The sequence below is a fragment of the Thalassobaculum salexigens DSM 19539 genome, from assembly GCF_000423805.1.
GTDB classification, from domain to species: Bacteria; Pseudomonadota; Alphaproteobacteria; order Thalassobaculales; family Thalassobaculaceae; genus Thalassobaculum; species Thalassobaculum litoreum.
Window position 1 is genome coordinate 1,268,848 of the sequence record NZ_KE384093.1, and the last position, 25,916, is coordinate 1,294,763.

The window sequence follows — 25,916 nt, forward strand, 5'->3', positions numbered from 1 at the left end:
GCGGCTTCAGGGCGTCACAGACAGTCATCTCGATGGTCACGGGCACTAGCCCGTCTTGCGTTCCAGTCCCGGTCGCTCAGGGGTATCGGTGCGATGTCCGAGGGCGGACATCACGGCGTTCAGCAGCTCATCGGGAAGGACCGGCTTTCCGACGATGGCGGTCACGCCGCAGGACATGATCTGCTCGTGTTCCTCGTTGGACACGAACCCGCTCAGCATCAGGATTGGGATGTCCGTTCGGATCTCGCGCAGGGAGAGCGCCAAATCCTCTCCCGTGATCTTCGGCATCTTCCGGTCGGTGACCACCAGATCCCAGGTCCCGGCATCCCGGCGGAAGGCGCGTATGGCCTCCTCGGGATCGACGAAACCGTCTACCGTGTAACCGAGACGCGTGAGGATCTCCTGACTCACCGAGAGCAAAATCCGGTCATCATCGACCAGCATCAGTCGCTCGGTTCCAGGGGAGGCGGGGGATACGACGGAGCGTTTCGCGACTGCGGCAACGCGCGTCTTCTCCAGGATCGGCAGATAGATGTCGAAACGGGTCCCGACGCCCTCGAGGCTTTCGACGACGATCGCCCCCTCGTGGTTGCGGATGATGCCCTGCACGGCGGCGAGTCCGAGGCCGGTGCCCTCGCCGATACGCTTGGTCGTGAAGAACGGTTCGAAGATCCGCGGGATCAACTCGGCTGGAATGCCGGGTCCCGTGTCGGTGATGCCGATGCGGGCATACTCTCCCGGTTTCAGGTCACTGACCTGTCCGCTGATCCCTCGGCCCATCGAAATCTGGTGGCCGCTCTGCATTTGGTTCAACGCGTCGGCCGACCCGTCGAGGAAGCAGCTCTCCATCGAGATGGTGATTGTACCGCTCGTAAGCTCGCCGATCGCCTGGGCGGCGTTCTGGCAGATATTGACGAGCAACTGATGGATCTGTGCCGCGTCGGCTTCGGCGATGCACGGCTGGAGCTGACCGATTTTCAGCGAGATATTCGCCGGCAACTGGAGGTCCAGAGATCCTAGACCGTCCTTGACGGCCTTCTGCAGATCCAGAGGATTGCGGTCGGAGCCGGCGTTTCTGCTGTAGGTCAAGATCTGGCGCACCAGATCGCGAGCCCGCGTGCTCGCTTCCATGATCTGGGTCAGACGGGGCTGTATCGGCGAATTCTTGGGCAGGTCGCTGATCATCAGCGAACAATTGCCCAGGATCCCGCCGATGATGTTGTTGAAATCGTGGGCAATTCCGCCGGCCAGGGTGCCGAGGGCCTGGGTGCGCTGGGACGCGTGGTACATCTCGGTCAATCGTGCGCGTTCGGCCTCGGCATCTGTGCGTTCCGTGATGTCCTCGTAGGTCTTCACGAAGCCGCCGGTGGGGAGGGCTGCGACAATGGCTTCCACGATCCGACCGTCGCCGATATGGCGAACCTGGCGCTGGCTGCCGGTGCGGGTGCGCAGCAGCTTCTGGATCGAGGAGATCTGGGCTTCGGCTATCTGGTCGGGTTTGCCCGGCCCCAGGTCCCCGCGGCCGGCGGCGTGCTTGATCAGTTCGCGATAGTCCAGGCTGCCGGTGACCAGGTCATCAGCATATTCGTTGATCTCGAGGAAGCGCTGATTGAACAGCATCAACCGCATGTCGCTGTCGAAGACCGCGATGCCATGTTTCATGTTGTCGAGAGTCGTGCGCAGCAACTCGGATTTCTCGCTGACCAGCCGCTCCCGCTCCTTCAACTCGGTGATGTCGGTATGCACGCCCACCAGCCGGCCGTCGCTGGTCCACCGCTCGCTGATATGCAGCCAGATGCCATTCGACAGTCGGCTCTCGAACTTGGTCGACTCGGTCGCCCTGCGTTTTTCGGTGACCGAGGCGACCCAGTCCTCCACTTCATCGGCCGGTATCTTGACGCCGCCGTTGCGGACCGCGCTCCGCAGCAGATCCTGGAAACTCACGCCGATGGCGAGATCATCGGCCTGCATGGGATGCAGATCGACATATCGCTGATTGAACAGCTCCACCCGATCGTTCTGATCGAAGATGATGAAGCCTTCCGAAATGCTATTGATCGCCAGTTCGAGCTCGTTGCGCGCACGGATCGCCTGGGTGGCAGCCTGTTCCTTTTCCGTGACCGCGCGATTGGTCTTCAAGATCTGGCTGCACAGCATCCAGAGAATGGTGAAGACGCCGATCAGAATCAGTGCGAAGAGGCCGATGAGCTTGTAGTACAGCGCATTGTGGAGGTCCCGGGCGCGGCTGACCTCGTCCGACTCATACAGCAGCCCGCGCCGGACCATGTCGTGAACGGGGGTCCGCAGATAGTCGAGTTTCTGTGCGATCCCCGCCAATTGCGGATCGGAAAGCTCTTCCAGCCCATAGATTAACGGCTCGAGCGCCTCAAGTTCGCCGATCATATTCTCGACCAGAGGGACAAGCCCTTCGATCGCCCGCAGATCGGCCGTCTGCCTTCCTTCGAGCAGCGGTATCAGGCGGCTCCAGAATATCTCGAACCGCTCGCGTGTTTCGCCCGCGGTATCCGAGCCGGGGGCAAGGGCATAGTCCTTCAGGGACTCGGTGAAGCGCAGGAACTCGATTTCAGATTGGGCCAGGAACCAGATGTTGATCCGGCTTTCCTTTTCGATCAGCTCCCGCTGCTGAATCAGCCCCTGAATCGAGAAGAAAACACCGGCGAGACAGGCGGTGAATGCCACGATTAATAGGCTGTGGCGAACTATGAACCATTTGAATTCGCGCATCGTGGCCATTGAGACTCACCCCATTTCGCTTTGATCGCTGGAAAGCCTGGAGCGGATCATGGATTTACTTGAAGTGGATCTCTTTTACCTGCCAAACCCACTTGGCCTGGGTCTGCTTGTTCTTCAGCTTAGGATTGTCATCCTCGGGATAGACGACCCAAAGCGGACCCTTTTCACGGATCTTCAGACGCTCTCCATCCATCTGATAGGCAAGGATCACCGGATAGTCGGTGAAGTCCTTCATCGGGATGTCGACCTTGTAATCGTTGAGCGCGATCACTTCGGCAGTCGAGCCTTCGGCGCCGACCGCGTCGACGAGGGTCTTCAGCAGGATCCCCTCGAATGTCTTGGTGCCCTGGGTCCAGGCCGTCGCCGTCTCGATCTTGGTGACGCCCAGCGCGTGCAGCATGTCGAAATCGAACTCTGCCTTGTCGCCGGCATTTTGGTTGGACACATTCCCGCTGAGGGTCAGCAGGACCTCTCCTTTCGGCTTGGCGAGCTCGGCGGCGCCCGACGGTCCGCTGAAAACGAGGACGGCCACACTCAGTGAGCAAAGGAAGCTCAGAAATCTAGCAGTGCCGGTCATTTTGGATCTCCTGGTCGAGGTTCTTGCACGAGGGTCCGTCCGTTCTTGCGAACGGGTAGACAGGGTCAGTCAGATTTCGGTTTCGGTTCGGGCGCGCGCAGATACAGCAAGGTTGCGCCCAGCATCAGCGCACCGAGGACGCCGAAGAACGCCGCATAGCCCGCCGTCGCCGTTCCGAACCACGCGTGGGCAACCTCGACGATGGCACCGCTGCCGATCTGCAGGATCGCGGTTCCACCCATGAGGACGCAGTTCAGCGTCGTCGTTCCGCGGCCGACGAGCTCCTTGGGGATGAGGGCGACGCCATGCCCCATGAGGACGACGCTGAACGCGCCGACCAGGCACACGAGGATCAGCAGCGACACCGTCACGACGAGCGGGGAGTCGATGAAGGCGGCCAGCGCGAGCAGGATCAGTCCGGTCAGCGACGCGCTGGCGACGACGACACGCCTGAACCCTCCGGCCCGGCGCTGGATCGGTCCGAACGCCAGCGTCCCGACGACGAAGGCCACGGCCAACACCGACAGCAGCTTGCCGCTGTCCAGGTTGTCCAGGCCGTGAACCTCATGCAGGTAGGGCGCGCCCCAGAGTCCGAGGATCGTGATCACCGAGGAGTAGCCGAGCGCCACCATCGGCAGCACGTACAACAGTCCCGGGACCCGGAAGACCTGCGCCACCCCGCGGAACTTGGCGCCCAGGGATTCCCGGTTGCTGTCCGCGGCGTGCACCGGCGCGGGCGTGTCCCGCACCACGGCGTAGAACACGATTCCGATCACGGCGGTGAGTGCCGCCAGGACCAGGAATGTCGATCGCCAACCGATCCAGTCGGCCGACGCGGCCAGCGGCGACGTGGCGAGGAGGCTGCCCAGATTGGCGGTGGCGAACAGGATCGTCATGGCGCGGGTGAAGTCGCTGGGGCTGTGCCAGCGTGCCAGAATCACCAGCGAACCGACCATGCCGCCGGCTAGTCCGAGGCCGATCAGGAACCGCCCGGCGACCAGTGCCTCGACCGAATGGGCCATGGCGAACAGGGCCGAGCCGATGATCGAGAAAACCAACATGCTCGAGACGACCAGTCGCGCGCCGTATTTGTCGAACAGCACGCCGATCGGGATCTGGAGAGCCGCAAAGATCAGGAAGAACGCACCGGATGACAGACCGATCACGGCGGCGTCCAGATGCATGTCCGCCATGATCTGCGGGGCGATCACTCCGTTGGACGATCTGTAGAACTGACTTAGAACGGCGAGAACGATCATGGTCCAGAGCATGACCGTGACCCGCTTGACCCGAAGGCCAGACATCCCCGCGGAGTGGCGCGCCCAGGAGAGCACACTTCCGACCGTCCGTTCGACGCTTTCCTGCTGACTCATTTGTCTGATGCACCCTCTCCCCTGATTGCATCAACGTGGAGGGCATGTATGAAAAATGAGTTAACTATCGTTAAATTTGATCGGCTTGTTGGAGAATGGGAGCGGCCCCGATCCGGGTTGAGGGTCGGCCGGCCGGTACGCCGCAACCGCCCACCCTTCCTGCACAGCAACCGACCAGCCGACAAGCTTGTCGATGCCGCTTTAGAAAAGGACGCCACTCCGGGCGACACGGGAGAACAGGAGAGCCTGATCGCGGCTCATTTGACGCCAGCCTGGGCGGTGCCCGTGGTCTTGCCACTCCAGGTATTCAGGGCGAGACCGGTCCCCAGAAACCCTCCCTTGCGAATACCCTTCAATCCGTCCCACGAACGCTGACGTCAGACACGCCCTCCCAGCGCAGCTCCATATTGTAGTAGAGCCCGCCGCGGATCAGGTGGGTATGGCTGTCGTTGAGTCCGGGAATGACCCGCCTGTTGCCGAGATCGACAGTTTTCGTCTCGGGCCCGGCCAGGGGCATCACGTCCCGTTCCATCCCGGCCGCCTGGATCACGCCACCGACGATCGCGACCGCCTCGGCCTCCGGATTGGAAGGATCCAGGGTCGTCACCCGACCGTTCGTCAGGATCGGATCAGGGGTCATCGGGGGCCTCTCGGGGGTGAGCATTGAGCGGGCGAGGGGGCCCGGCGCCGCGAAGCGGACGACGCGACGCCGGGGGAGCGCGTCAGTCGGCGGCGACCGGGGCCAGCGCCTTATGCTCGACGGCGGCGACCCGGCGCTGCATCCGGACCGCTACGCATGGCGCAACCCGATATGCGGCGCGCAGCTTCCCGAACTGATGGCGACCTTCCATCCGGGCTTTCTCGACGACGATCTGCTGAGCCGGATCGAGGCCGGCGCGGACAACTGGTGCGCCCCCGAGGTGTTGCGTGCCCAGGGTGAGCGGATTTTGGGCGAGCGGATCCTGGCCGACGGGGACGACCGGAGCGCCGCCGAGGCCGAAGCCTTGTTCCGCCGGTCGATGACCCTCGCGGGCGCGGTCCGAACACACGACCACGATCGCCGGCCGACCGCGGTCCTGCGTTCCCACAAACATGGCGGTGGACCAAGTCAGTGAAGGGAGGATCGGTTCCGCGACTGGCGGTCCCCACCTTGTGCCCGCACTCATATCCGTTAAATTGGCGCTCTAACCTGCCCAGGCCGGTGTTCCTCGTTCGACAGGTTCCAAGTTCATCCTTGGGCTGTTACGGCTACGACACGCGGCCGGCCAACGGCCGCGTTAGCCGATCACCGGTGAAACAAAAGAACACGCAAAGGAGAGGCCTATCATGCGCAAGCTGCTATCCACTGCGCTGACCGCCGCCATTCTCGGCATTTCAGCTCCCGCGGTCGCGGAGACCTGGGACATGCCGACGCCCTACCCGGACGGCAACTTCCAGACCAAGAACGTCTACTGGTTCGTCGACAGGGTTAAGGAACTGTCCGGCGGCGAGCTGGAGATCAACGTCCACAGCGCCGCGTCGCTCTTCAAGATGCCCGAGATCAAGCGCGCCGTCCGCTCCCAGCAGGCGCCGATCGGCGAGGTCCTGATGAGCGTTCACGGCAACGAGAACGCCCTGTGGGAGGTCGACGGCATCCCGTTCCTCGCCGCCGGCTACGACAACGCCTGGAATCTGTGGCAGGCCCAGAAGCCGCTGATCACGGAGCTGATGGCCGAAGAGGGGCTGATGCCTCTCTACACCGTCGCCTGGCCGGGCCAGGGCCTGTATGTGCAGGAGGAGCTCTCGGACCTCGGCGCGATGGAGGGCATGAAGTTCAGGGCCTACAACGCGGCAACGTCGCGGATGGCCGAACTCATGGGCGCAATCCCGACCACCGTCCAGTATGCCGAGGTTCCGCAGGCGTTCTCGACCGGCCTGGTCTCGGCGATGCTCACCTCCGGCGCGACCGGTGTCGACGTCAAGGCGTGGGACTTCCTGAACGTCTACTACGACACCAAGGCGATGCACCCGAAGAACATGGTGTTCGTGAACAAGCGGGCCTTCGACGCGCTGGACGAGAAGGTGCAGAAGGCGCTGCTGCAGGCCGCCGAGGAGGCCGAGAAGCGCGGCTGGGACGAGTCCCGCAAGGTCGCGGCCGATACGGTCAAGACCCTGGCCGATAACGGCATGAAGGTGCCGGAAGCCAGCGACGCCCTGGTGGAGGGTCTCAAGGGTGTCGGCGATACCATGACCGGCGAATGGCTGGAGCGCGCCGGCGACGGCGGCAAGACGCTGATCGACGCCTATCGCGGCATGTGATCGCCCAACGCCGTCCAACAGGCACGTTGCCTTGCGGGCCGCGATGCCCGGGCCGTCCCCCGTTCCGGCGGGGGGCGGCGCTCTGCAGGCGCGGTCCGATGGGGCAGCGCCTGCACGGGGCGCGGGTCGCCGGTCCGGCCCGGAACCTCAGGAAACCCTCCGCGGGACAGGAGTCCTACAATGCTGATACGCCGTGTGCTCGATGGGCTCTACCTGGCCAGTGCCGCGCTCGCGGCGATGCTGCTGGCGGGAATCGGGGTCCTGATCCTGGCGCAGATCGTCGGTCGGTTCTTCGGGATCGTCGTGCCGTCGGCCAACGAGATTTCAGGCTTCTTCCTCGCGACCTCGACCTTTCTGGCGCTGGCCTACAGCTTCAGGGGCGGGACCCATATCCGCGTCACGCTGGTCGTGTCGCATCTGCCGAAACACCTCCATAACGCGTCGGTCGTTCTGGCGCTGTCGGTTGCCACGATCCTCAGCGGGTACTTCACATACTACGCCTACGGTCTCGCCGCCGAGAGCTGGCGCTACGGCGACCTGTCGGACGGTCTGGTCGGCGTCCCGCTGTGGATTCCGCAGAGCAGCATGGCGTTCGGGCTGGTCATGATGACGATCGCCTGTTTCGACGAGCTGGTCCGGGTCCTGCGCGGGCGCGAGCCCAGTTTCAAGGAAAACACCGAATCCGTTCTGGATTGACGTCGGCGTCCGGTCTGACGTGACGCCACTCTTTCCGGTTACCGCCAAGCCCCGAGGATCTTCCAGTCGTGGACATCGCCACCGCCTCCATCATTCTCGCAATCGGCCTGCTCGTCCTGTTGGCGGCCGGTCTCTGGGTCGCGATCGCCCTGCTGATCGTCGGCCTCGCGGCCATGAGCATGTTCTCCAGCGCGCCGGCCGGCGCCATCATGGCGACGACGGTCTGGGGATCGATCTCGACCTGGACGCTGACCGCCCTGCCGCTGTTCGTCTGGATGGGCGAGATCCTGTTTCGAACGCGGCTGTCGGAGGACATGTTCGGCGGACTGGCGCCCTGGCTGACCCGGCTGCCCGGCCGACTGATGCATGTGAACATTCTGGGATGCGCCGTGTTCGCCGCGGTGTCCGGCTCCTCCGCCGCCACCGCGATGACGATCGGCAAGATGTCGGTCCCGGAGCTGAGCCAGCGCGGCTATGACGAGAAGCAGATCATCGGCTCGCTCGCCGGCTCCGCCACCCTGGGGCTGCTGATCCCGCCCTCCATCATTCTGATCGTTTACGGCGTGGCCGCCGAGGAGTCGATCATCCGGTTGTTCATCGCCGGCATCATCCCCGGCATCCTGCTTGCCGGAATGTTCATGAGCTACGTCGCCGTCTGGTCGCTGATGAACCCGGCGAAGGTCCCGGTGATGACCGAGCAGTACACCCTGTGGCAGCGGATCGCCGCCTCGCGTCGGCTGCTTCCGGTCATCCTGCTGATCGGGTTCGTGATCGGGTCGATCTACGCCGGACTGGCGACCGCGACCGAGGCGGCGTGTCTCGGCGTCGTCGGCGCGCTCGCCCTTTCGGCGCTGTCCCGGACCCTGACGTGGTCGACATTCGTCGACAGCCTGATCGGCGCGACCAAGACCAGCTGCATGATCTGCTTCATCCTGGCCGGGGCCGCCTTCCTGTCGACGGCCATGGGCTTCACCGGCATCCCGCGCGGGCTGGCCGAGTGGATCCGCGACATGCAGCTGTCGCCCTATGCGCTGCTCGCCGCGCTGACGGTGTTCTTCATCGTTCTCGGCTGCTTCCTCGACGGTATCTCCGTGGTGGTCCTGACCGTCGCGGTGATCCTGCCGATGATCGAGGCGGCGGGCATCGACAAGCTGTGGTTCGGCATCTACGTCGTCCTCGTGGTCGAGATGTCCCAGATCACCCCGCCCGTGGGTTTCAACCTCTTCGTGATCCAGGGACTCACGGGGAGGAACATCCTCTATGTCGCGAAGGCGGCGCTGCCGTTCTTCCTTCTGATGTGCGCGGCGGTGGTGCTGCTCATCGTGTTTCCCGAAGTGGTGACCTGGCTGCCTGAAGTGGCCACGTCCCGGAACTGAACCTTTCCGCCTGGAGGGCGGCCGGCGGCGATCGCCGAGCCGGCCCGATGCTGAGATAAACGGGAGAGAACGCATGGTCTCGCTCAAGGCGCCGTGGCGCGTTGGAGTTGACGTCGGAGGCACGTTCACCGACATGGTGATCGCCGATGCCGACGGCCGTCTCCACGTCTTCAAGGTCCCGTCGGTGCCGGAAGACCCGGCGCGGGGCGTGATGAACGCGGTCGGCAAGGCGGCGCAGGATCTGGGCGTCGACCAGCGGATCTTTCTGGAGAACTGCGCGTTCTTCGCCCACGGCTCGACCGTCGCCACCAACACCCTGTTGGAACGCAAGGGAGCCAAGGTCGGTCTCGTGACGACCGAGGGCTTTCGCGACAGCCTGGAGATCCGGCGCGGCATCCGCGCCAATCCATGGGACCACCGCACGCCGTATCCGGAGGTTCTGGTCCCCCGCTACCTCCGCCGTCCGGTGGCGGGCCGGCTGGACACCCACGGGCGGGAACTGGCGCCGGTCGATCTCGACCAGGCCCGCGAGATCGGCGCGCGGTTCCGCGCCGAGGGCGTCGAGGCCGTCGCGATCTGTCTGCTGAACGCCTTCGCCAATCCGGAGCACGAGCGTCTGGTGGCCGACGCGGTGGCCGGGTCCTGGGGCGGAGACTGGATCGCGCTGTCGAGCGCCATCGTTCCGATCATCGGCGAGTACGAGCGGACCTCGACCACCGTGGTCAACGCCTACGTGGCGCCCCGGGTCGTCGGTTATCTCCAGGCGCTGGAGCGGGAGCTGATCGACGGCGGGCTGCCGCACCGTCTGTTCATGCTGCAGTCGAACGGCGGTGCTGTGTCCGTCCGGCAGATCGCGGAACGGCCGGTCAACCTGATCCTCTCCGGGCCGGCCGCGGGCGTGGGCTCGATGCGCCATTTCGCCCGGGCCGCCGGCCACGACAACCTGATCTCGATGGAGATCGGCGGGACGAGCTGCGACGTGATGCTGATGGCGGAGGGACGCATCGCCATCACGGACGAGCTGTCGGTCGCCGACTACGACCTGATGATCCCGTCGGTCGACATCCACACGGTGGGCGCCGGCGGCGGAACGATCGCCGGCGTGGACGCCGCCGGGATGCTGTTCGCGGGGCCGCGCGGCGCCGGTGCGCGTCCGGGCCCGGCCTGTTACGGCTTCGGTGGGACGGAGCCGACGGTGACCGATGCCAATCTGGTGCTCGGCCGCCTGAAACCGGGCGCCTATGCCGGCGGCTCGGTCACCCTCGACCGTGAGCTGGCCGCCGAGGCGGTGCGCAGTCGGGTCGCGGACCCTCTGGGCCTGAGCGAGACCGAGGCCGCCGCCGGTATTCTGCGACTGGTCGAGCAGAATCTGCTCCAGGCGGTGGAGCGGATCTCGATCCAGCGCGGCCAGAATCCCGCCCGCTTCATGCTGGTCGCCTGTGGCGGTGCCGGGCCGATGCATGGCGCGGCCGTGGCGCGGCGTCTGGGGTGCCGGGCGGTGTATGTTCCCCGTCAGGCGGGCGCGTTCTGCGCCCTCGGCATGCTGCATTCCGATGTGCGCCAGGATTTCATGGACGTGCATTTCCAGGATCTGGACACGCTCGCCGACGCGCCGGTGGAGGACCGGTTCGCCGCCCTGGAACGGGACGCCTCGGAGATGCTGACCCGGGAAGGGTTCGACCCGGCCGACACCGCGACCGAGCGCGAGGTCGACCTGCGCTACGATGGTCAGCAATGGGATCTGCGGATACCGATCGCGGCGGGGGCGGGGGCCGGCGACATCCGGGGCGCCTTCGAGCGCGAATACGACCGCCGATTCGGTCACACGGTGCCGGGCGGGCGGATTCTGATCACCGCCCTGCGGGTGGTGGGCAAAGGGCTGATGCCGCCGCTCGACGAGGCCGCCATGCCGGCGGCGACGGACGATGTCCGGGCGATCGATCATCGCGAGGCCTATGTCGACGACAGGCACGGGGCGATGCGCTGCGCGGTCTATCACGGCGCCGATCTGCGGCCGGGCCATACGCTGCAGGGGCCGCTGCTGATCGAGGAGGCGACGACGACGATCTTCGCCGGCCCGCGCGACCGGGTCGAGGTCGATCCGGCGGGCAACTATCTGATCCACCTGGACCGGGAGGGAGACGCGTGATGGCGCAGGGACAAGATAAGACGCCGGAACAGCACCAAGCGCAGGGACAGAACATGGCGCAGGGACAGGACGGCCCGACCAAGGCGGCGAAGGCGAACGACCCGGTCCTGCTCGCTCTGACCCAGAACCGGCTGGACCACATCTCCCAGCAGATGGGGCATGTGATGGTGCGGACGGCCCGCAGCCCGATCTTCAGCCAGGCGCACGATTTCTCCTGCTTCATCGCCGGGCCCGACGGACGGGTGACCGCCCAGGCCGACGGCATCCCGATTCACACCGGCGGCGGCGGGTTCGCCGTGCGCGCCGTGCTGCGCGATCACGGCGGATCGATCGCCGACGGCGATGTCTTCCTGCTGAACGATCCCTGGCAGGCCGGCGGCAACCATCTGCCCGACTGGGTGATCGCCCGCCCGGTCTTCGTCGGCGGCCGGCTCGTCTCCTTCGTCTGCAACCGGGCGCACCAGTCGGATATCGGCGGCGGCGCGGCGGGGACCTACAATCCGGAGGCGACCGAGGTCTGGCAGGAGGGGGTGCGGCTGCCGGTGCTGAAGCTGGTCGAGGCCGGCACGGTCCGGCAGGATCTCTGGAAGCTCCTGATGCTGAACACCCGGACGCCCGACCTGCTGGAGGGCGATCTCGGCGCGATGCTCGGCTCGACCCGGATCGGCGCCGAGCAGGTGGCGGCCCTGGTCGAGGAGATCGGCGTCGACACGGCCATGGACTATTTCGACGGGATCCTGGCCCATGCGGCCAGCCGGATGAGCGCGGCGATCGCCGAGCTTCCGGACGGCATCTACCGGGGCGAGGACCGGTCCGACAACGACTGTTTCGAGCTGCGCGACGTCTGGGTGCGCGTGTCTCTCACGATCGGCGGCGGGCGGGCGAAGGTCGATTTCACCGGCACCGATCCGCAGATCCGCGGCTTCAAGAACTCGACGCTGGCGAACACCCATTCGGCCGTCTTCACCGCCTTCGCCTCGTTCTTCGATCCGGCGATCCCGCGCAACGAAGGCACGTTCTCCAGCCTCGAGATCGTCGCCCCCGAGGGCACCATCGTGAACGCGACCGAGGGGGCTGCGACGACGATGAACACGGTCTTCGTGGCCCACGAGATCATCCACGCGGTCTGGCGGGCGCTGAATCAGGCCGCACCCGACCGGGCCTGTGCCGGCTGGGCCAAGAACGTCTTCGGCGTGACGTCGGGCCGCGAGATCGGCGCCGACGGATCCACGGGCAAGCCCTATGTGTTCTATCACGGCCTTGCCGCCGCCGGGGCCGGTGCGGTCGAGGGGCGCGACGGCTTCAACCAGATCGGCCATCTGTGCACGCTCGGGGGACTCACGATCTCCAACGTGGAAACCTACGAGCGGCTCTACCCCGTGCGGTTCGTGCGCCAGGATCTTCGCTGCGACGGCGGCGGCGCCGGGCGCTGGCGGGGCGGCACCGGTGCCGACTACGAGGTCGAGGTGATGACCCCGGCCCTGTACTCGTTCCGTGGCGAGGGGCTGCGCTATCAGACCGGCTTCGGGGTCGCCGGCGGCGACTGGGGGGCCGCGGGCGAGATGCATGTGCAGGAGACCGGGAGCGCGCCGGAGCTGGCGCCGAAATTCGGCCTGAGGCGCCTGGACGCCGGCCGCCTGAGCGCCAGTTCGCCCGGCGGCGGCGGATGGGGGCGGCCGGAGGACAGGCCGGTGGCGGAGGTCTGGCGCGACTGGCGTGACGGGCTGATCTCGACCGAGGCGGCGCGGGACGCATACGCGGTGGTGTTCTCCGGCGACCCGGACGATCCCAGTTCCAGCCTCGACACCGTCGATGCCGAAGCGACACGGGCTCTGCGCGATAAGCGGCGCCAGACCAGTCCGTCGGCTCAAGGTGACGTCGGGCCATTCTAGCCGGAACCGTGCGGCGTCCAGTCTGTTACGTCGTTACAGAGCGGCCGGCCGCCGGGCTTGATAGGAGCGGGCTTGAGAGGAGGAGGTGTGGTGACCACGCCTCACCCGCTTCAGGACAGCGTCGGCGACGGCACCCGGGGGGCGGTCCGACGAAAGGTGAGTACGATGATCAGAACCTTCTCCACCCTGCTATGTACCGCGGCCATCGCGGCCACGGTCGCCTCCCCCCTGGCGGCGGAACGGCCGACGGCCACGGCGGCGCTCATGGACGCCGACGGCAAACAGGCCGGCACCGTCGAATTCCAGGCAACGCCGTCCGGCATGATGTGGATTGCGGCCAGTGCGGAGGGACTGCCGGAGGGCAAGCACGGCTTCCACATCCATGAAACTGGAAAATGCGATGCAGCGGACGGGTTCAAATCGGCCGGCGGCCATTTGGCCGGCGACGCCGAGCACGGCGTGCTGAACGAGGGAGGCCCCCATCCGGGCGACCTGCCCAACGTCACCGTCGCAGAAAACGGGTCGCTGAACGCCGAGTTCTTTGTCAGTCGGCTGTCGGTCGAAGGCGGATGGTTCGAGGAGGCGGGCCTGTTCGACGAGGATGGCTCTGCGGTAGTCGTCCACTCGGGAGCGGATGACTACACGTCGCAGCCTTCCGGCGATGCCGGGAACCGGATCCTCTGTGGCGTGATCGAGAGATAGGTTCCCGCCTGGCTCTCGGGTTCAGCATCTCCGGCTCACCCCCTGGGGTCAGAGGGCAATCCGGGCCGCCGCGGTCTCGACGGCACGTTGATTGGCGGCGTCGAGGGAGAATCTCAGGCGGGTCGAGTCCCCGGTTTCCACGATTTGCGCCGCGAGGCGCTGGCCCTCGACGACGAGCGTGACGCTGTCACCGACGCGACCGGTGACGCGGCCGGCGAACAGCGCACCACCAAGGCCGATATCGACCAGCCGACCCGTCGTCGGACCGGCGGCGGTTTCGACGGTGGCTGCGAGATCGCATTTCTTGCGGTCGAAGTTCCGTCGTTCTCCGGCCCGGGTGATCTCGGCCAGGAAGCTCTTGATCTCCGAGCGTAGGGTGGCGGTCTGGTCGGCTAGGCGGGAGGCTGTGTTCGCGACGCTTTCAGAGGCACCGCGGGAGTCGGCAGCCGCCGTGCGCACCGAGGCGATGCTCTCAGCGACCATGGTGGTGCCGCCCGCGACTTCCTCCACCGACCGCACGATCTCCTGGGTAGCGGCGTTCTGCTGATCCATCGCGGCGGCGACGGACGTGCTGATCGACCCGATCCGCTCGATAACCTCCGCGATCTCGGCGATCGCCGAGGTCGCTTCGCCGGACACCTCCTGCATCTCCTGGATCTGCCGCGTGATGTCCGAGGTGGCTGTGGCGGTCTGGGTGGCGAGCCCCTTCACTTCGCCGGCGACCACGGCGAAACCCTTGCCGGCGTCGCCGGCCCGGGCTGCCTCGATGGTCGCGTTCAGGGCCAGCAGATTGGTCTGGGCGGCGATCGAACTGATCAGTTCGACCACCTCGGTGATCTGACTGGTCGCGGTCTGCAGTCGGCTGACCGTATCGACGATGTCCTTGGCCTGGACCTGGGCCTCGCCGGCGACCGAATTGGCGGCGCCGACCTGGCGGGTGACCTCGGCGATGGACGCCGCCATTTCCTGGGCGGCCGAAGAGACGGTCTGCACGTTGACGCTGGCCTGCTCGGCGGCGGCACTGACGGTGACGGCCTGGTCGGTGGTGGTCGAGGCGCTGTGGTTCACCGTTTCGGCGGTGGTGGACATTTCATTCGAGGCTTCGGTGAGACTCTCGAGGACGCCGGCCATGGTGGCGGAGAAGTCCTGCACCAGCCGCTCGCTGGCCTCGCGGCGCCGTTCCTTCTCCAACTGTTCGGCGGCCTGCTGGCGGGCGAGTTCCTGACGCTCGCGCAGCTTGGCCTTGAAACTGGCAATGGCGCGCGACAGGTCGCCGATCTCGTCTTTGCGCTGGCCGTCGCCGTCCTCCACGCTCAGATCCTCCTCGGCGAGGCGCTGGACCGCGGCCACCGAGGCTGTCAGCGGGCGGGCGACGTTTCGCGCGAACAGCCAGGTGAAGCCCAGCATGGCGGCGGTGACGGCAAGCACCGACAGGCCGACCTGAAGCGCGATCGAGCGGAACTCGGCCTGGACGTCGTCCAGGTACAGGCCGCTGCCGACGACCCAGCCCCATCCCGGCAGCAGCTTGACGAACGATGTCTTCTCGACCGGCTGCTCGAAACCCGGCTTCGGCCACAGGTAGTTGACGAACCCGGAACCGCCCGTCTGGACCGCCTTGACGAACTCGCGGAAGACATACGTGCCCGCCGGGTCCTTCAGGTCGGACACATCCTGGCCGTCGAGCGCCGGCTTGATCGGATGCATCACGACAACGTGGTTCATGTCGTTGATCCAGACATAGTCGCCGTCGGCGTAGCGCAGTGCTCGTATCGCATCCAGCGCCGCCGACTTGGCCGCGTCCACCGGCATCTCGCCGGCCTTGGCGCGGGCCTCGTATCCGGCGGCGATCGTGTAGGCCGACTCGACAACGGCCGTGATCTGCCGCCGCTTGCCGTCGGTCAGCATGTCTTTCTGGGAGAACAGAGTCCACGCACCCCAGATCAGGTTCAGAATGGTGACGGCCGCAACGAAAGCCACCATCTTTTGAGTGAGAGGCAGGTTCTTGAAGTTCATGGCGTGATCCTAGGGGTGCGTGCGCAAAGAGGCCGAGGTTATTTGTCAGTTCTTGGTCGGTAGTGCTTGCATGTTAATCACGAGTATTTAAATTCATGCATAAACAATTAAAAATCCGTTTAGGTGGAAATCTAATCAAAATTTTAATGTAATAGTGTATTTGATTATTCGAGTTCGAATTTTCGGAAGTGCGTTGTCATGAATTCGTATTGGGGGTGTTTGGTCAACGTGGTCTCTGAGGGGTAGTGCGGGCGCGTGTATTTAAAAGAGACCTACGCGATTGACGGACGTTGAAATAGCATGAGTGCGATTAAAAGATCGTAAAGAACGCCGAGACGATGACGACGGCTACGGTCGGGAGCATGCCCAATTTGCTCAGAACCGAGGTCGGAACGAGGACATGGCGGGGGGCGCCGAGGCATCTGGCGGCGTCAGGGGCGGCTCGGCGAACCAGGCTGTCAGGTCAGTACGAAGCTATCCACGGTCACGTCGGTGTGAGAGACACCGATCAGGGTGACGGTGTTGCCCGATCCGAGCTCCAGAACGGTATCGCCCGCGGCGTCGGAGCCGAGCCGGGAGAGCAGATCGCTCGCGCTCGACACGACGGTGCCGTTGACGTCGGCGGCCACGGCGATCCGGTCCGTGCCGATCCCTATTGCCGATCGGAACCCGAGGCGGTGCGTGCGCAGCTGGAAAAGGCCGGAGCCGAGCCCGCGCTGGCCACCGATATCGCCGGCGGCGTATGCACCTATCTGCTGGCGGGCTGCCAGGGCGGCATCCTCGGCCTCGACAAGGCAACGATCGGCGCCCTGACAGGTCGGCTTATCGGCTGACCGCAGCTGCACGGGGCCGAGTGGGGACGGGGCAGCGGTCCTCCCTCAAGACGCCAGATGCTCGAACAGGCGCGCGACCGCTTCGGCCCCCGGGTCCCGGACGCCCCGCAGGCTGTGCTCCGGCACATAGGCCGCGCGGCCGGCCTTGGCTTTGGTCATCGAGGCGGTGCGGTCGGCCCCGTCGCGCGCCGCCGCCGCGGCGGCGGGCAGGCCGTTGGGCAAGGCCGCAAGCGCGGGGGCCAGCGCATCGATCATGGTGCGGTCGCCGGGCACGGCGCCGCCGACCTCCTGAATCCGCTCCAACCCGCGGATGAGCGCGCCGGCGGAGTCCGCGCCGTCGGCCGCCGCGTCGCCGGCGGCGGAGAAGAAGATCGCCAGGAGTACCCCGGAGGACCCGCCCATGGTCTGGCTCAGCTCCAGGCCGATCGCCCGGTAGAGCTGGGCCATGTCCGCCAGCGGCATCCGGTCGAGCGCGCCGATCAGCGCCCGCGCGGCGGTCGCCAGGGTCGATCCGGTATCGCCGTCGCCGGATTTGGCGTCGAGCTGGTTGAGCTCCGCCTCGGCGGCGATCATCACCTGGCAGCAGCGTTCGATGAAGGCCCGCCGCTCTCCATGGGCCGACGGCGTCGGCTTGATCGGCGTCAGCCCGTCGGGCAGCGGGATCGCCTCGACCGCCGCCGGCGCGACCGCACCCGGCCAGGCCACGGGGGCCACCGGGGCCAAGAGCGCGGCTTCGTCGTCGCTGGTCAGAGGCAGGATCGAGACCGAGAACCCGCGCATGTCGAGCGACGTCATCAAGGGCGCCGGACCGATCACCAGCTTGATGTGGCGACCGAGCGGCGAGCGCATCAGCTCTTCCGCCAGGATCGACATCTCGAGCGGTGTGGTCCCACCCAGGTTGTTCAAGAGGACCGCGTGCGGCCCTTTGCCGAGATAGGGGGCGAGCCTGTCGGCCACCACTTGCATCGCGTGCCGGGCGCCGTCGAAATCGACCTGGCTGACGCCCGCCTCGCCGTGAATGCCGAGGCCCAGTTCCGCCTTGCCGTGGGCGATCCGCTCCTCCTTGGGAGAGCCCGGAACCGTGCAGGTATCGAGAGACATTCCGATCGAGGCCACTCCGGCGATCACCCGGTTCGCCGCCTCCGTGATCGCCTCCAGATCGCGCCCCCGCTCGGCCAGGGCGCCCGCGATCTTATGCACGAACAGGGTGCCCGCGACCCCCCTGGGTTGCGGCAGCTCCGGCAGGGCGATGTCGTCATCCACCACCACCATCGAGACCTTGAGCCCGAAGGCGCGCGCCCGCTCGGCCGCCAGACCGAAGTTCAAACGGTCGCCGGTGTAGTTCTTGACGATCAGGAGGCACCCCGCCGTGCCCGTCACCGCCAGGATCGCCGCCAACACCGCGTCGACCGAGGGCGAGGCGAAGATCTCCCCGCAGACCGCCGCGGTCAGCATTCCCTGGCCCACCAGGCCGGCGTGCGACGGCTCGTGACCCGACCCGCCACCGGAGATCAGCGCCACCTTGGAACGGTCCCAGTCCGAGCGCATCACCACCTTGATGTGCGGGTAACCGTCGAGCCTGGACAAGGCGCCGCCGGAGGTGCGGAGCAGGCCGTCGATGGCCTCGGTGACGATGGCGTCCTTGGCGTTGATGAACTGGCTCACGGGGACCTCCTCATGATGGGATACGTTCGCCCTGATCGTTGAAACAGAGCGCCGCCAAGCCCAGTCGGTAGACGCGACTCGGGGGATCCGTTGCACTATGGCGGACCCCACAGGGGTGTCCAGGCGGTTCCGTGCGCCGCGTCGCAGATCGATCTCGACCGGTGCCGAGGGGAGATCTTGGTCGGCCAGGTGGTGCTCCCGCGAGGCTGTGTGCCATGGCCGCGACCAAATCGATTCGGACGACACTTCCTAACAGCTTTCCGTATTCCGGCACCGTCACGGCATCGACATCCGTGTCGTCCGTCATCGGGAGGAGCCCGCTCGACGGGGTGTCGCGGCCGCGCGGCTGATCAGATGGACCTGAAAGATCACCCGCAAGGAATCCGGTATCCGAACCGGTGACGGGGATCGACGTGAAGCGGGCTGCAGGACGCGCTCTCTTGTGATCGATCTCATATAATGACGTGGGTTTTATTGGTTAATTGCTCCATTAGCGGTGAATTTATTCTGAATGTTATCTTTAAGTGGTTGTTAATTGCGGGGCTCATAGGGTGACGTTCCGTAAGAAAACATGAAGGTTGCCCAATGGGTGCCAGGCTAAAATCGATCGAGGATGTCCAGGCACGGGTCGCGCGCCATCCGGCGAAGGACAGCCTGACCTTGGGCCAGGTGGTCTGTCTCGGCCTCGAGGATCTCAAGGCGCGGGTCGGCCATCAGCGGTGGCGCCGAACCGAGGAACTGGTCGTCCATCTGATCGAAACGGCGGTCGAGGAGATCCTCGGCCCCGAGGATTCCTTCATGCGATCGCGGGACGGCTCCTACCTCATCGTCTTCGGCTCCGGCAATCCGGACATTGCGGAAGCCAGAGCGGCACGGATCGCCACCTTGGTGAACCGGAGGCTGTTCGGCGAGGACGATGCCGATGGACTCATGGTCCAGAACGTCGTCGCCACCTCGGAAGGCCTGGAGGGGGGCGAGAGTCGCAACCCGGCATCCATCATCGAAGCGCTGTTGACCAAGGCCCAGCATATGTCGATGTCGGACGATCATCGACAGCCGGCCTGCGCCAGGGGCGATGGGGTCCGGGCGGACAAGGGGAACGAGGCGCGCGGCGCGCCGGCCGATGGCGGCGACGCCTTGCATGGCGGCGGCCACAGATTCGCCCGGCCGAATGACGTGCGCGAGGCCCTGCTGCAGGAATTCACCTCGCTCTCGGCCGGTACGGTCCGGTTCGCTTTCCGCCCGGTCTGGCAGCCGAAGATGGAGCGCAACGCGGTCTTCCACTGCGTTCCGCTCAAGGACAGTCTGATCGAGGGCGAGCCCTACGAGGACTACCGGGTACTGGGCGCGGATCCGGGCCGGGACGAGATCGCCGAACTCGATTTCGGGGCCATGGAAGTCGCGCTGCTGGCGCAAAGCCGGCGTCTGGCGCAGGGCGGTCGGCAGATGGTGTCCTTCAACCTGCACTTCGAGACCCTCAGCACGACCCGGCGGCGCAACGAAGCGATCGCGCTGCTCGACAAGGCGCCACGGGAGCTCTGCGAGACGCTGCTTTTCCAGATCGTCGGCATTCCCGAGGGCGTGACGGAGGGTCGGCTCGCGGAGATTATCCGGCCGCTTCAGGGCTATGCCCGTGACGTGGTCGCCCTGATCGACCTGACCGGCGCGCAGTCACCCTCGGCCGGCCAGTTGGCCCGTCTCAGGGCGGCCGGCCTCCGTTGTGTGGTCATCCGCCTGCCGGACTGCACGTCGCCGGTCTCCGCGGCCGCAATGCGCAACATGATCGCGGCGCTGCGGCGTAGTGGGATTCGTTTCGGCGTGAGCAATGTCGCCCTGCTGAAAACCCAGCGGATGTGGAAGCGGGAAGGCGCGAATTTCTTCGTCGGCGCGCTGTTCGGCGGTCCGTTCGATCAACTGCCGTCGGCCTATCAGTATCCGGTCTCGGAAATGAGCCTGCCGACCAGCACCGCTTTGGTATACGCCAAGTTCAACGGCCATGATGTCGAGACCTGGCAACGGATTGCGGCCAAGTTCGATGTCGCTTTCGCCACGATCAGCGCTGACGACGGTGGTGTTCCGCGCTTCGAGCTCCTTTCGGAAGGCATCGACGACCTGCTCGGCTATGCGCCGGACGAGCTGGCGGGCAAGCCGATGCATGCGCTTTATGCCGGCGAGACCGACAAGGTTGCCGCCACCGAATTCCTGGACCGCCTCCGGACGTCCGGTGAAGCCAATGTCTGCCTGAAGGCAGTCACCCGGGATGGCGACGAAAAAGTGTGCCGGATGGTGGCCATGCGGGCGCCGCACGCGCACCGGCAGCCGCAAGGCATCTTCTATGCGTACCTCGAGGATCCGTCCCGGGCGGCTCCGCGGCAAGGCCAGCGGGACGGCGCCGAGCACGCCCATGCCGCAACCTGAGGGGATTTGAATTCGGGCGTCGGGACCGGCCCCGCGCCGGTTGCCGGCGCAGGGCCGTTCGTATCCGTGTCAATCGGAACGTCGACCTGGCGGCTTTCGTTGGCGGGATCGCCGGTCAGGCCGCCGGCCGGGGGGCGTCCTCTTCGGCGGTCGGGATCGCCGGCACCAGGGCCCGGACCAGGTCGGTCATGTCGAGGCGACCGACGACCCGGTCGTCCTGCACGACCTTGAAGCAGGCCGAGCTGTCGCCCCGCGACTGCGCGATCACGTCCTCCAGCGTCGCCTCGGCGTCGACCGCGTCGTCCACGCCCTCCAGGTCGGCATCGCGGCGCATCACCGAGCGGACGCGCAGCACCCGCGCCCGGTTGATGTCGGTGATGAACTCCTCGACATAGGCATCGGCCGGTTTCATCAGGATCTTCTGCGGCTCGCCCTGCTGGACGATGAAGCCGTCCTTGAGGATCACCAGCTTGTCGGCGAGCTTCAGCGCTTCGTCCAGGTCATGGGTGATGAACACCACGGTCTTGTGCAGTTCCTCCTGGAGTTCCAGGAGCAGGTTCTGCATGTCGGTGCGGATCAGCGGGTCGAGCGCGGAGAACGCCTCGTCCATGAGCATGATCGGCGCATTCGACGTCAGCGCCCGGGCCAGGCCGACACGCTGCTGCATGCCGCCGGAGAGCTGGTTCGGGTGCTGGTTGGCCTGACCCTGGAGGCCGACTCGGTCGAGCCATTTGTTCGCTTCGGCCTGCCGGTCGTCCTTGGCGAACCCGCGCACCGCCAGCGGCATGGCGGCGTTTTCCAGCACCGTGCGGTGCGGCAGCAGGGCGAATTTCTGGAACACCATCGACATGGTTTCCTGGCGCAGGGTCCGCAGCCTGCTCTCGCCGAAGTCGAGGATGTTCTCGCCGTCGACCTCGACCGTCCCGGCGGTCGGCCGGATCAGCAGGTTGAGGTGGCGAATCAGCGTCGACTTGCCCGAGCCGGACAGGCCCATGATGACCGTGATCTTGCCGTCGGGGATATCGATGTTGATATCGCTCAGGCCCAGGACGTGATTGTGCTGGTCCAACAGCTCCGGCTTGGAAAGTCCCTGGGTGACGTGCTCCATCGCGCTCTCCGGATCGTCTCCGAAGATCTTGTAGAGGTGTTTCAGCGCGACCCGGGTTTCGGGAGATTTTTGCTCGGTCATGACGGGTCCCCTCAATGCTGCTGGACGGAGTTGATGCGCTGGAGCGCCGACTTGGTGACCCGGTCGAGGATCACCGCCAGCAGCACGATCCCGAGGCCGGCGACGAGGCCGACACCGAGCTCGAGGTTGCGGATTCCGCGCAGCACAAGAACGCCGAGGCCGGGGGCGGAGACCAGCGACGCGATCACCACCATCGCCAGCGACATCATGATGGTCTGGTTCACGCCGGCCATGATGGTCGGCAGGGCGAGGGGGATCTGGACTCCGAAGAGTTTCTGGCGCTGGGACATGCCGAAGGCGTCGGCCGCCTCGATCACGTCCTTGTCGACCAGACGGATGCCGAGATCGGTCAGCCGGATCACCGGTACGATCGCGTAGAGGATGATGGCGATGCCGAACAGCTTGGATTCGGTGACGCTGAACAGGAAGATCAGCGGGATCAGATAGACGAAGGGCGGCAGGGTCTGGAGCATGTCCAGCACCGGCGTGGTCATCCGCCGCATGGAATCGCTGCGCGACATCAGGATGCCGATCGGCACTCCGATCAGGACGCACAGGAAGGCGCAGACGAAGATGATCGACAGCGTCTGCATGGCGTAGTCGTACTGGTCGATGAAGGCGAGGCCGGCGAGGCTGACGCCGACGAAGGTGACCAGGGCGGCCGACCGCGAGACCAGCCAGACGACAAGCAGAAGGGCCGGAATGACGATCCACCATGGCGTGGCCAGCATGCCGTAGAGCGCGCCGTCGAGCATCCAGCTCAGCGGCTGGGTCACCGGGTCGAGGACGACCTTCAGGCTGTCCTTGATGCTGAGAAACCCCTGTTCCAGACCCTTGGTCACGTCGCGCGACTGGGGCATGGCCGCGCAGGCGTCGTTCAGGGCGTCGAGGGAGGGGAACGGCGTATCCCATAGCGAGACCTGCTGTTCGCCCCCGCCGTCGCCGGAACTCTGCGCGACCAGATCGGACATGGACATCGGGGCGGAGCTGGCCGAGGAACCGCACCAGTCCTCAAGCCCCAGGGCTTCGAATATGCCGTCATAGGTGGCCACGAAAAATGCCTTTCCCGCCACTCACGCGGCGTCGGACCTTGATAACAAAAAGAAAAGCGGGGCCGCGCCATGCGCGACCCCGCTCGTAGGATCGGCGTATCAGCTAGCGCTCAGAACCGAGGCAAGCTTCTCGCGGGCGTCGTCATTGAGCCAGGACGACCAGGTGTCCTTGTTGGTCGTCAGGTAGTGGACGGCGGCCTCTTCGGCGGAGGCGTTGTTCTCGTCCATCCACGCCAGAAGCGCGCTCATGGTGGCGGTCTTGAAGCTGATGTTGCTCATCAGCTCGGCGATCTCGGGCTCACGCTCCTTGAAGCTGGACGTCACCGAGGTCAGGACCGGAGCCGCCGGGAAATCCGAGACGCCCGGATCGGCGGTATCCTGATTCTGGTTCGCCGCGTGGACGTCCTTCTTGTACTCGCCGAGGTCGACGCGGGTCATCTCGTACTTGCCGAGCGGAACCGTCGGGCCCCAGTAGTAGCCGAACCAGGGCTCCTCGTTCTCATAGGCCGCGGCCATGGAGGTGGCCAGCGTCTCGCCGGAGCCGTGGTTGAACACCTCGATACCGGAGGATTCCAGGTCGAGGGCGCGGACCAGATTATCGCTCACCACCCGGCAGCCCCAGCCGCTCGGGCAGTTGTTGAAGCGTCCGCCGACCAGCTCGGGATTCTCCATGATCCCCTCGATGGTCTTCAGCTCGGGATATTCCTCGGCGAGGTAGGTCGGGATCCACCAGCCCTCGACGCCACCCGGCGACAGGACCTTGGCGACCCGCTCGATCTTGCCCTGGTCCTCCAGGCGCGCATAGGCATCGCCGGTGGAGTTCAGCCAGAGCTCGGTGACGATGTCCGGCTCGCCGTTCTCGGCGACCGAGGTCACCGCGGGCACGGTGTCGGACGGCACGACCGTGACCTCACAGCCATAGCCCTGCTCCATGATGAACTTCGAGACGCTGGTCACAACCGAGGCCGAAGCCCAGTTCATCTCGGTTATCGAGACCTCGCCGCAGTCGGCGTTCGCCGCGGCGGGCACCATGAATGCACCAGCCGCGAGACCGATTGCCAACTTCCTCATGTAAATTCTCCTGCACTCAGTTCCGGCCGATGCCTGAAAGCCCGATGGAGTCCGGGGCGCTGACTCGCGCCGACATCTCAAGCATCCAAGCAGAGACCGTTGGAATCGTCGGGGCGCCGGATACGGCCGCTGTTGGACCGATGGCGCATGGCGGCCGCCGCAATTACGTGCGAGGGGCCTGAGCAGCCTCCGAGGCCACGGATGGCCCCCGGAAGACATGACAGCGCCCGACCGCCGCCAATGGCTAACACTTTAGTCTGATCCGTCGGGTGTCAACCGGCGCTGCCACATTTTTGCCATTCGCGCGGCACCGGCTCCCCCGGTCCGGCGCCTCTACCCGCGCGAAACGCCCGGTGTCGGAGCGCTCAAGACCGCACGATCAAAAAGCCTGATCGGGGCGATGGCCGGCGCACGTGCGCAGGGCTTTGCCGGACGTCCCCGATTCTGTGCCGTTCCGTGCAGTTTGATCGCGGACGGCGCTCATAGGGTTGTATTCACGGTGGGCGGCGGACTACCGTCCGACGACGTTCTTATCTAGAAAAAAACAAGAATGGGGCGCCGGTCCCAACCACGAAGTCCCGGACCAGCGTCTGCGTATTCCTCGGGGCGGGGAACGACGCAGGAGCATCAGTTGCAGAGGCATCCAGTCACCGACGGCGGAACAGGCGTTCAGCGGGTCCCCAACACCGTATTCGACGTGGACATGGTGGCCCGCCCGGAGCGGTATGACGTCTGGCGCGACAGCATCTCGTGCATTTTTCAAGCGGATGCGGACAAGGAGGCGAGGGGGCAGGATTTCCACGCCCTTGTCGACGCCAACATGTTCGGGCCCCTCATGCTCGCGCGGACCGAAAGCCACGAGCACGTCTGGCGACGCACCTCGGGCATCATGGCGCGCGACGGCATGGACCATTACATGATCCAGGCCTACGAGCGCGGCCAGCTGCAGTGGGGTGGGGGGCTCGGCGACCAGACTCTGCCGGAGCGCGGCCTGCTCATCGTCGACCTCGCGCAACCGCTCGAATCCAGATCGTCGGAGTTTCGGAACCTCTCCCTCATCATCCCGCGCGAGATGCTCGATGGGGCGCTTCAATCGCCCAACGACCAGCATATGCGCGTGCTGAGCGGCGAGGAGCCGATCGTCACCCTGTTGCGCGACCACATGGTCTCGCTCAAGAACCTGGCCGATCAGATGAGCCTTCAGCAGGCGGTGGAGATCGCCCCTGCGACCGTCGGACTGGCGGCGGCGTGTCTCAACACGGTCGTGGACGAGGAGGCCCCGTCCCAGGCCGCCGGGGTGGCCATGGCGCAACTTACCGTGATCCGGCGTTTCATCGAGACGCACCTGGCGGAACCGGCGCTCTCCGCCGATTGGATCGCCGGCCGTGTCGGGGTGTCGCGATCGAAACTCTACCGGCTCTTCGATCCTTTCGGCGGGGTCGTCGCCTATATCCGCGACCGCCGCCTGCGCCGTGCGCTGCTCGCCCTGAGCGACAGCCGGGAACGCCATCGACCGATCTACGACATCGCGTTGGACGCCGGCTATTCGAGCGATGCAGCCTTCAGTCGGGCGTTCCGCTCGCGCTACGGCGTGGCGCCCCGGGACATTCGCCGCACGCCGTATGTCTACGGCGACGCCATCGGCGACTTCGACAATGTCGATCGCCGCTACGAGCGCTGGCTGCATCATCTGTCGGTCTGAGCGAACCGCCCGCCGAGAGCCCCGCTCTTGCCCGTCCTTCTGCAAAAAACAGACGCACGGTCGCAAATCCGAAACGCCCGGTACGGCGCCGGGCTCCGGATGCGGGCAATTTTGTCCGGAGACCCGATAACGATCAGACCGGACAATGTCGGAACA

Annotated in this window: 20 protein-coding genes; 10 read left to right on the forward strand and 10 right to left on the reverse strand. The window is 65.7% G+C overall.

Annotated elements, in window-relative coordinates; all coding sequences use genetic code 11:
- Positions 1-45: 45 nt before the first annotated feature.
- From G578_RS28360 to G578_RS0110370, 4 genes are all read right to left on the reverse strand, one after another.
- Positions 46-2,754: a hybrid sensor histidine kinase/response regulator gene (locus G578_RS28360; protein ID WP_084618809.1), complete on the reverse strand. Its 2,709-nt coding sequence runs from the start codon at positions 2,752-2,754 to the stop codon at positions 46-48.
- A 55-nt stretch (positions 2,755-2,809) separates the two neighbouring features.
- On the reverse strand, positions 2,810-3,331 hold the full coding sequence (locus G578_RS0110360) for a putative pterin-binding protein (protein ID WP_051244538.1): 522 nt from the start codon (positions 3,329-3,331) through the stop codon (positions 2,810-2,812).
- Between the two features lie 65 nt (positions 3,332-3,396).
- Entirely contained in the window at positions 3,397-4,602 is a 1,206-nt protein-coding gene (locus G578_RS0110365) for an MFS transporter (RefSeq protein ID WP_028794173.1), read from the reverse strand.
- Between the two features lie 454 nt (positions 4,603-5,056).
- Entirely contained in the window at positions 5,057-5,344 is a 288-nt protein-coding gene (locus G578_RS0110370; RefSeq protein WP_028794174.1) for an amidohydrolase family protein, read from the reverse strand.
- A gap of 112 nt (positions 5,345-5,456) precedes the next feature.
- On the opposite strand from G578_RS0110370, the gene G578_RS0110375 reads away from it, so the two are divergent.
- From G578_RS0110375 to G578_RS0110405, 7 genes are all read left to right on the forward strand, one after another.
- On the forward strand, positions 5,457-5,819 hold the full coding sequence (locus tag G578_RS0110375; protein ID WP_028794175.1) for a hypothetical protein: 363 nt from the start codon (positions 5,457-5,459) through the stop codon (positions 5,817-5,819).
- Positions 5,820-6,030: 211 nt separating this feature from the next.
- Positions 6,031-7,002, forward strand: coding sequence for a TRAP transporter substrate-binding protein (locus G578_RS0110380; protein ID WP_028794176.1), 972 nt, complete (start codon positions 6,031-6,033; stop codon positions 7,000-7,002).
- Positions 7,003-7,182: 180 nt separating this feature from the next.
- On the forward strand, positions 7,183-7,698 hold the full coding sequence (locus tag G578_RS0110385; RefSeq protein WP_245565591.1) for a TRAP transporter small permease: 516 nt from the start codon (positions 7,183-7,185) through the stop codon (positions 7,696-7,698).
- 68 nt (positions 7,699-7,766) lie between these two features.
- On the forward strand, positions 7,767-9,074 hold the full coding sequence (locus G578_RS0110390; RefSeq protein ID WP_028794178.1) for a TRAP transporter large permease: 1,308 nt from the start codon (positions 7,767-7,769) through the stop codon (positions 9,072-9,074).
- A 73-nt stretch (positions 9,075-9,147) separates the two neighbouring features.
- On the forward strand, positions 9,148-11,223 hold the full coding sequence (locus G578_RS0110395; protein ID WP_028794179.1) for a hydantoinase/oxoprolinase family protein: 2,076 nt from the start codon (positions 9,148-9,150) through the stop codon (positions 11,221-11,223).
- A complete protein-coding gene (locus tag G578_RS25765; RefSeq protein WP_211228885.1) occupies positions 11,223-13,115 on the forward strand; it encodes a hydantoinase B/oxoprolinase family protein in 1,893 nt (630 codons plus the stop codon). Before G578_RS0110395 ends, G578_RS25765 begins: the two co-directional genes overlap by 1 nt.
- 165 nt (positions 13,116-13,280) lie before the next feature.
- Positions 13,281-13,817, forward strand: a complete 537-nt coding sequence (locus G578_RS0110405; protein WP_028794180.1) for a superoxide dismutase family protein — start codon at positions 13,281-13,283, stop codon at positions 13,815-13,817.
- Between the two features lie 48 nt (positions 13,818-13,865).
- Here the strand turns inward: G578_RS0110405 and G578_RS25770 are convergent, their stop codons facing one another.
- The gene (locus G578_RS25770) at positions 13,866-15,830 is read right to left on the reverse strand and encodes a cache domain-containing protein (protein ID WP_051244542.1); all 1,965 of its coding nucleotides are present in this window, start codon (positions 15,828-15,830) and stop codon (positions 13,866-13,868) included.
- A gap of 458 nt (positions 15,831-16,288) precedes the next feature.
- On the reverse strand, positions 16,289-16,459 hold the full coding sequence (locus G578_RS29475; RefSeq protein ID WP_156907260.1) for a hypothetical protein: 171 nt from the start codon (positions 16,457-16,459) through the stop codon (positions 16,289-16,291).
- 48 nt (positions 16,460-16,507) lie between these two features.
- On the opposite strand from G578_RS29475, the gene G578_RS29480 reads away from it, so the two are divergent.
- Positions 16,508-16,663, forward strand: a complete 156-nt coding sequence (locus G578_RS29480) for a hypothetical protein (RefSeq protein ID WP_156907262.1) — start codon at positions 16,508-16,510, stop codon at positions 16,661-16,663.
- A 45-nt stretch (positions 16,664-16,708) separates the two neighbouring features.
- Here the strand turns inward: G578_RS29480 and G578_RS0110425 are convergent, their stop codons facing one another.
- Positions 16,709-18,328 (reverse strand): dihydroxyacetone kinase subunit DhaK, encoded by a 1,620-nt coding sequence (locus G578_RS0110425; protein WP_028794181.1) that lies wholly within the window; start codon positions 18,326-18,328, stop codon positions 16,709-16,711.
- 660 nt (positions 18,329-18,988) lie between these two features.
- Between G578_RS0110425 and G578_RS0110430 the strand changes: the two genes are divergently transcribed.
- Positions 18,989-20,746 carry a hypothetical protein gene (locus G578_RS0110430; RefSeq protein ID WP_156907264.1) on the forward strand — a complete coding sequence of 586 codons (1,758 nt, stop codon included), beginning with the start codon at positions 18,989-18,991 and terminating at the stop codon, positions 20,744-20,746.
- 115 nt (positions 20,747-20,861) lie between these two features.
- Here the strand turns inward: G578_RS0110430 and G578_RS0110435 are convergent, their stop codons facing one another.
- From G578_RS0110435 to G578_RS0110445, 3 genes are all read right to left on the reverse strand, one after another.
- Positions 20,862-21,935, reverse strand: coding sequence for an ATP-binding cassette domain-containing protein (locus tag G578_RS0110435; RefSeq protein WP_028794183.1), 1,074 nt, complete (start codon positions 21,933-21,935; stop codon positions 20,862-20,864).
- An 11-nt stretch (positions 21,936-21,946) separates the two neighbouring features.
- On the reverse strand, positions 21,947-22,987 hold the full coding sequence (locus tag G578_RS0110440) for an ABC transporter permease (RefSeq protein ID WP_028794184.1): 1,041 nt from the start codon (positions 22,985-22,987) through the stop codon (positions 21,947-21,949).
- A gap of 99 nt (positions 22,988-23,086) precedes the next feature.
- Positions 23,087-24,058, reverse strand: a complete 972-nt coding sequence (locus tag G578_RS0110445; protein ID WP_028794185.1) for an ABC transporter substrate-binding protein — start codon at positions 24,056-24,058, stop codon at positions 23,087-23,089.
- Between the two features lie 703 nt (positions 24,059-24,761).
- Here G578_RS0110445 and G578_RS0110450 point away from each other — a divergent pair.
- Entirely contained in the window at positions 24,762-25,760 is a 999-nt protein-coding gene (locus G578_RS0110450) for a helix-turn-helix domain-containing protein (RefSeq protein ID WP_169400849.1), read from the forward strand.
- Positions 25,761-25,916: the final 156 nt, after the last annotated feature.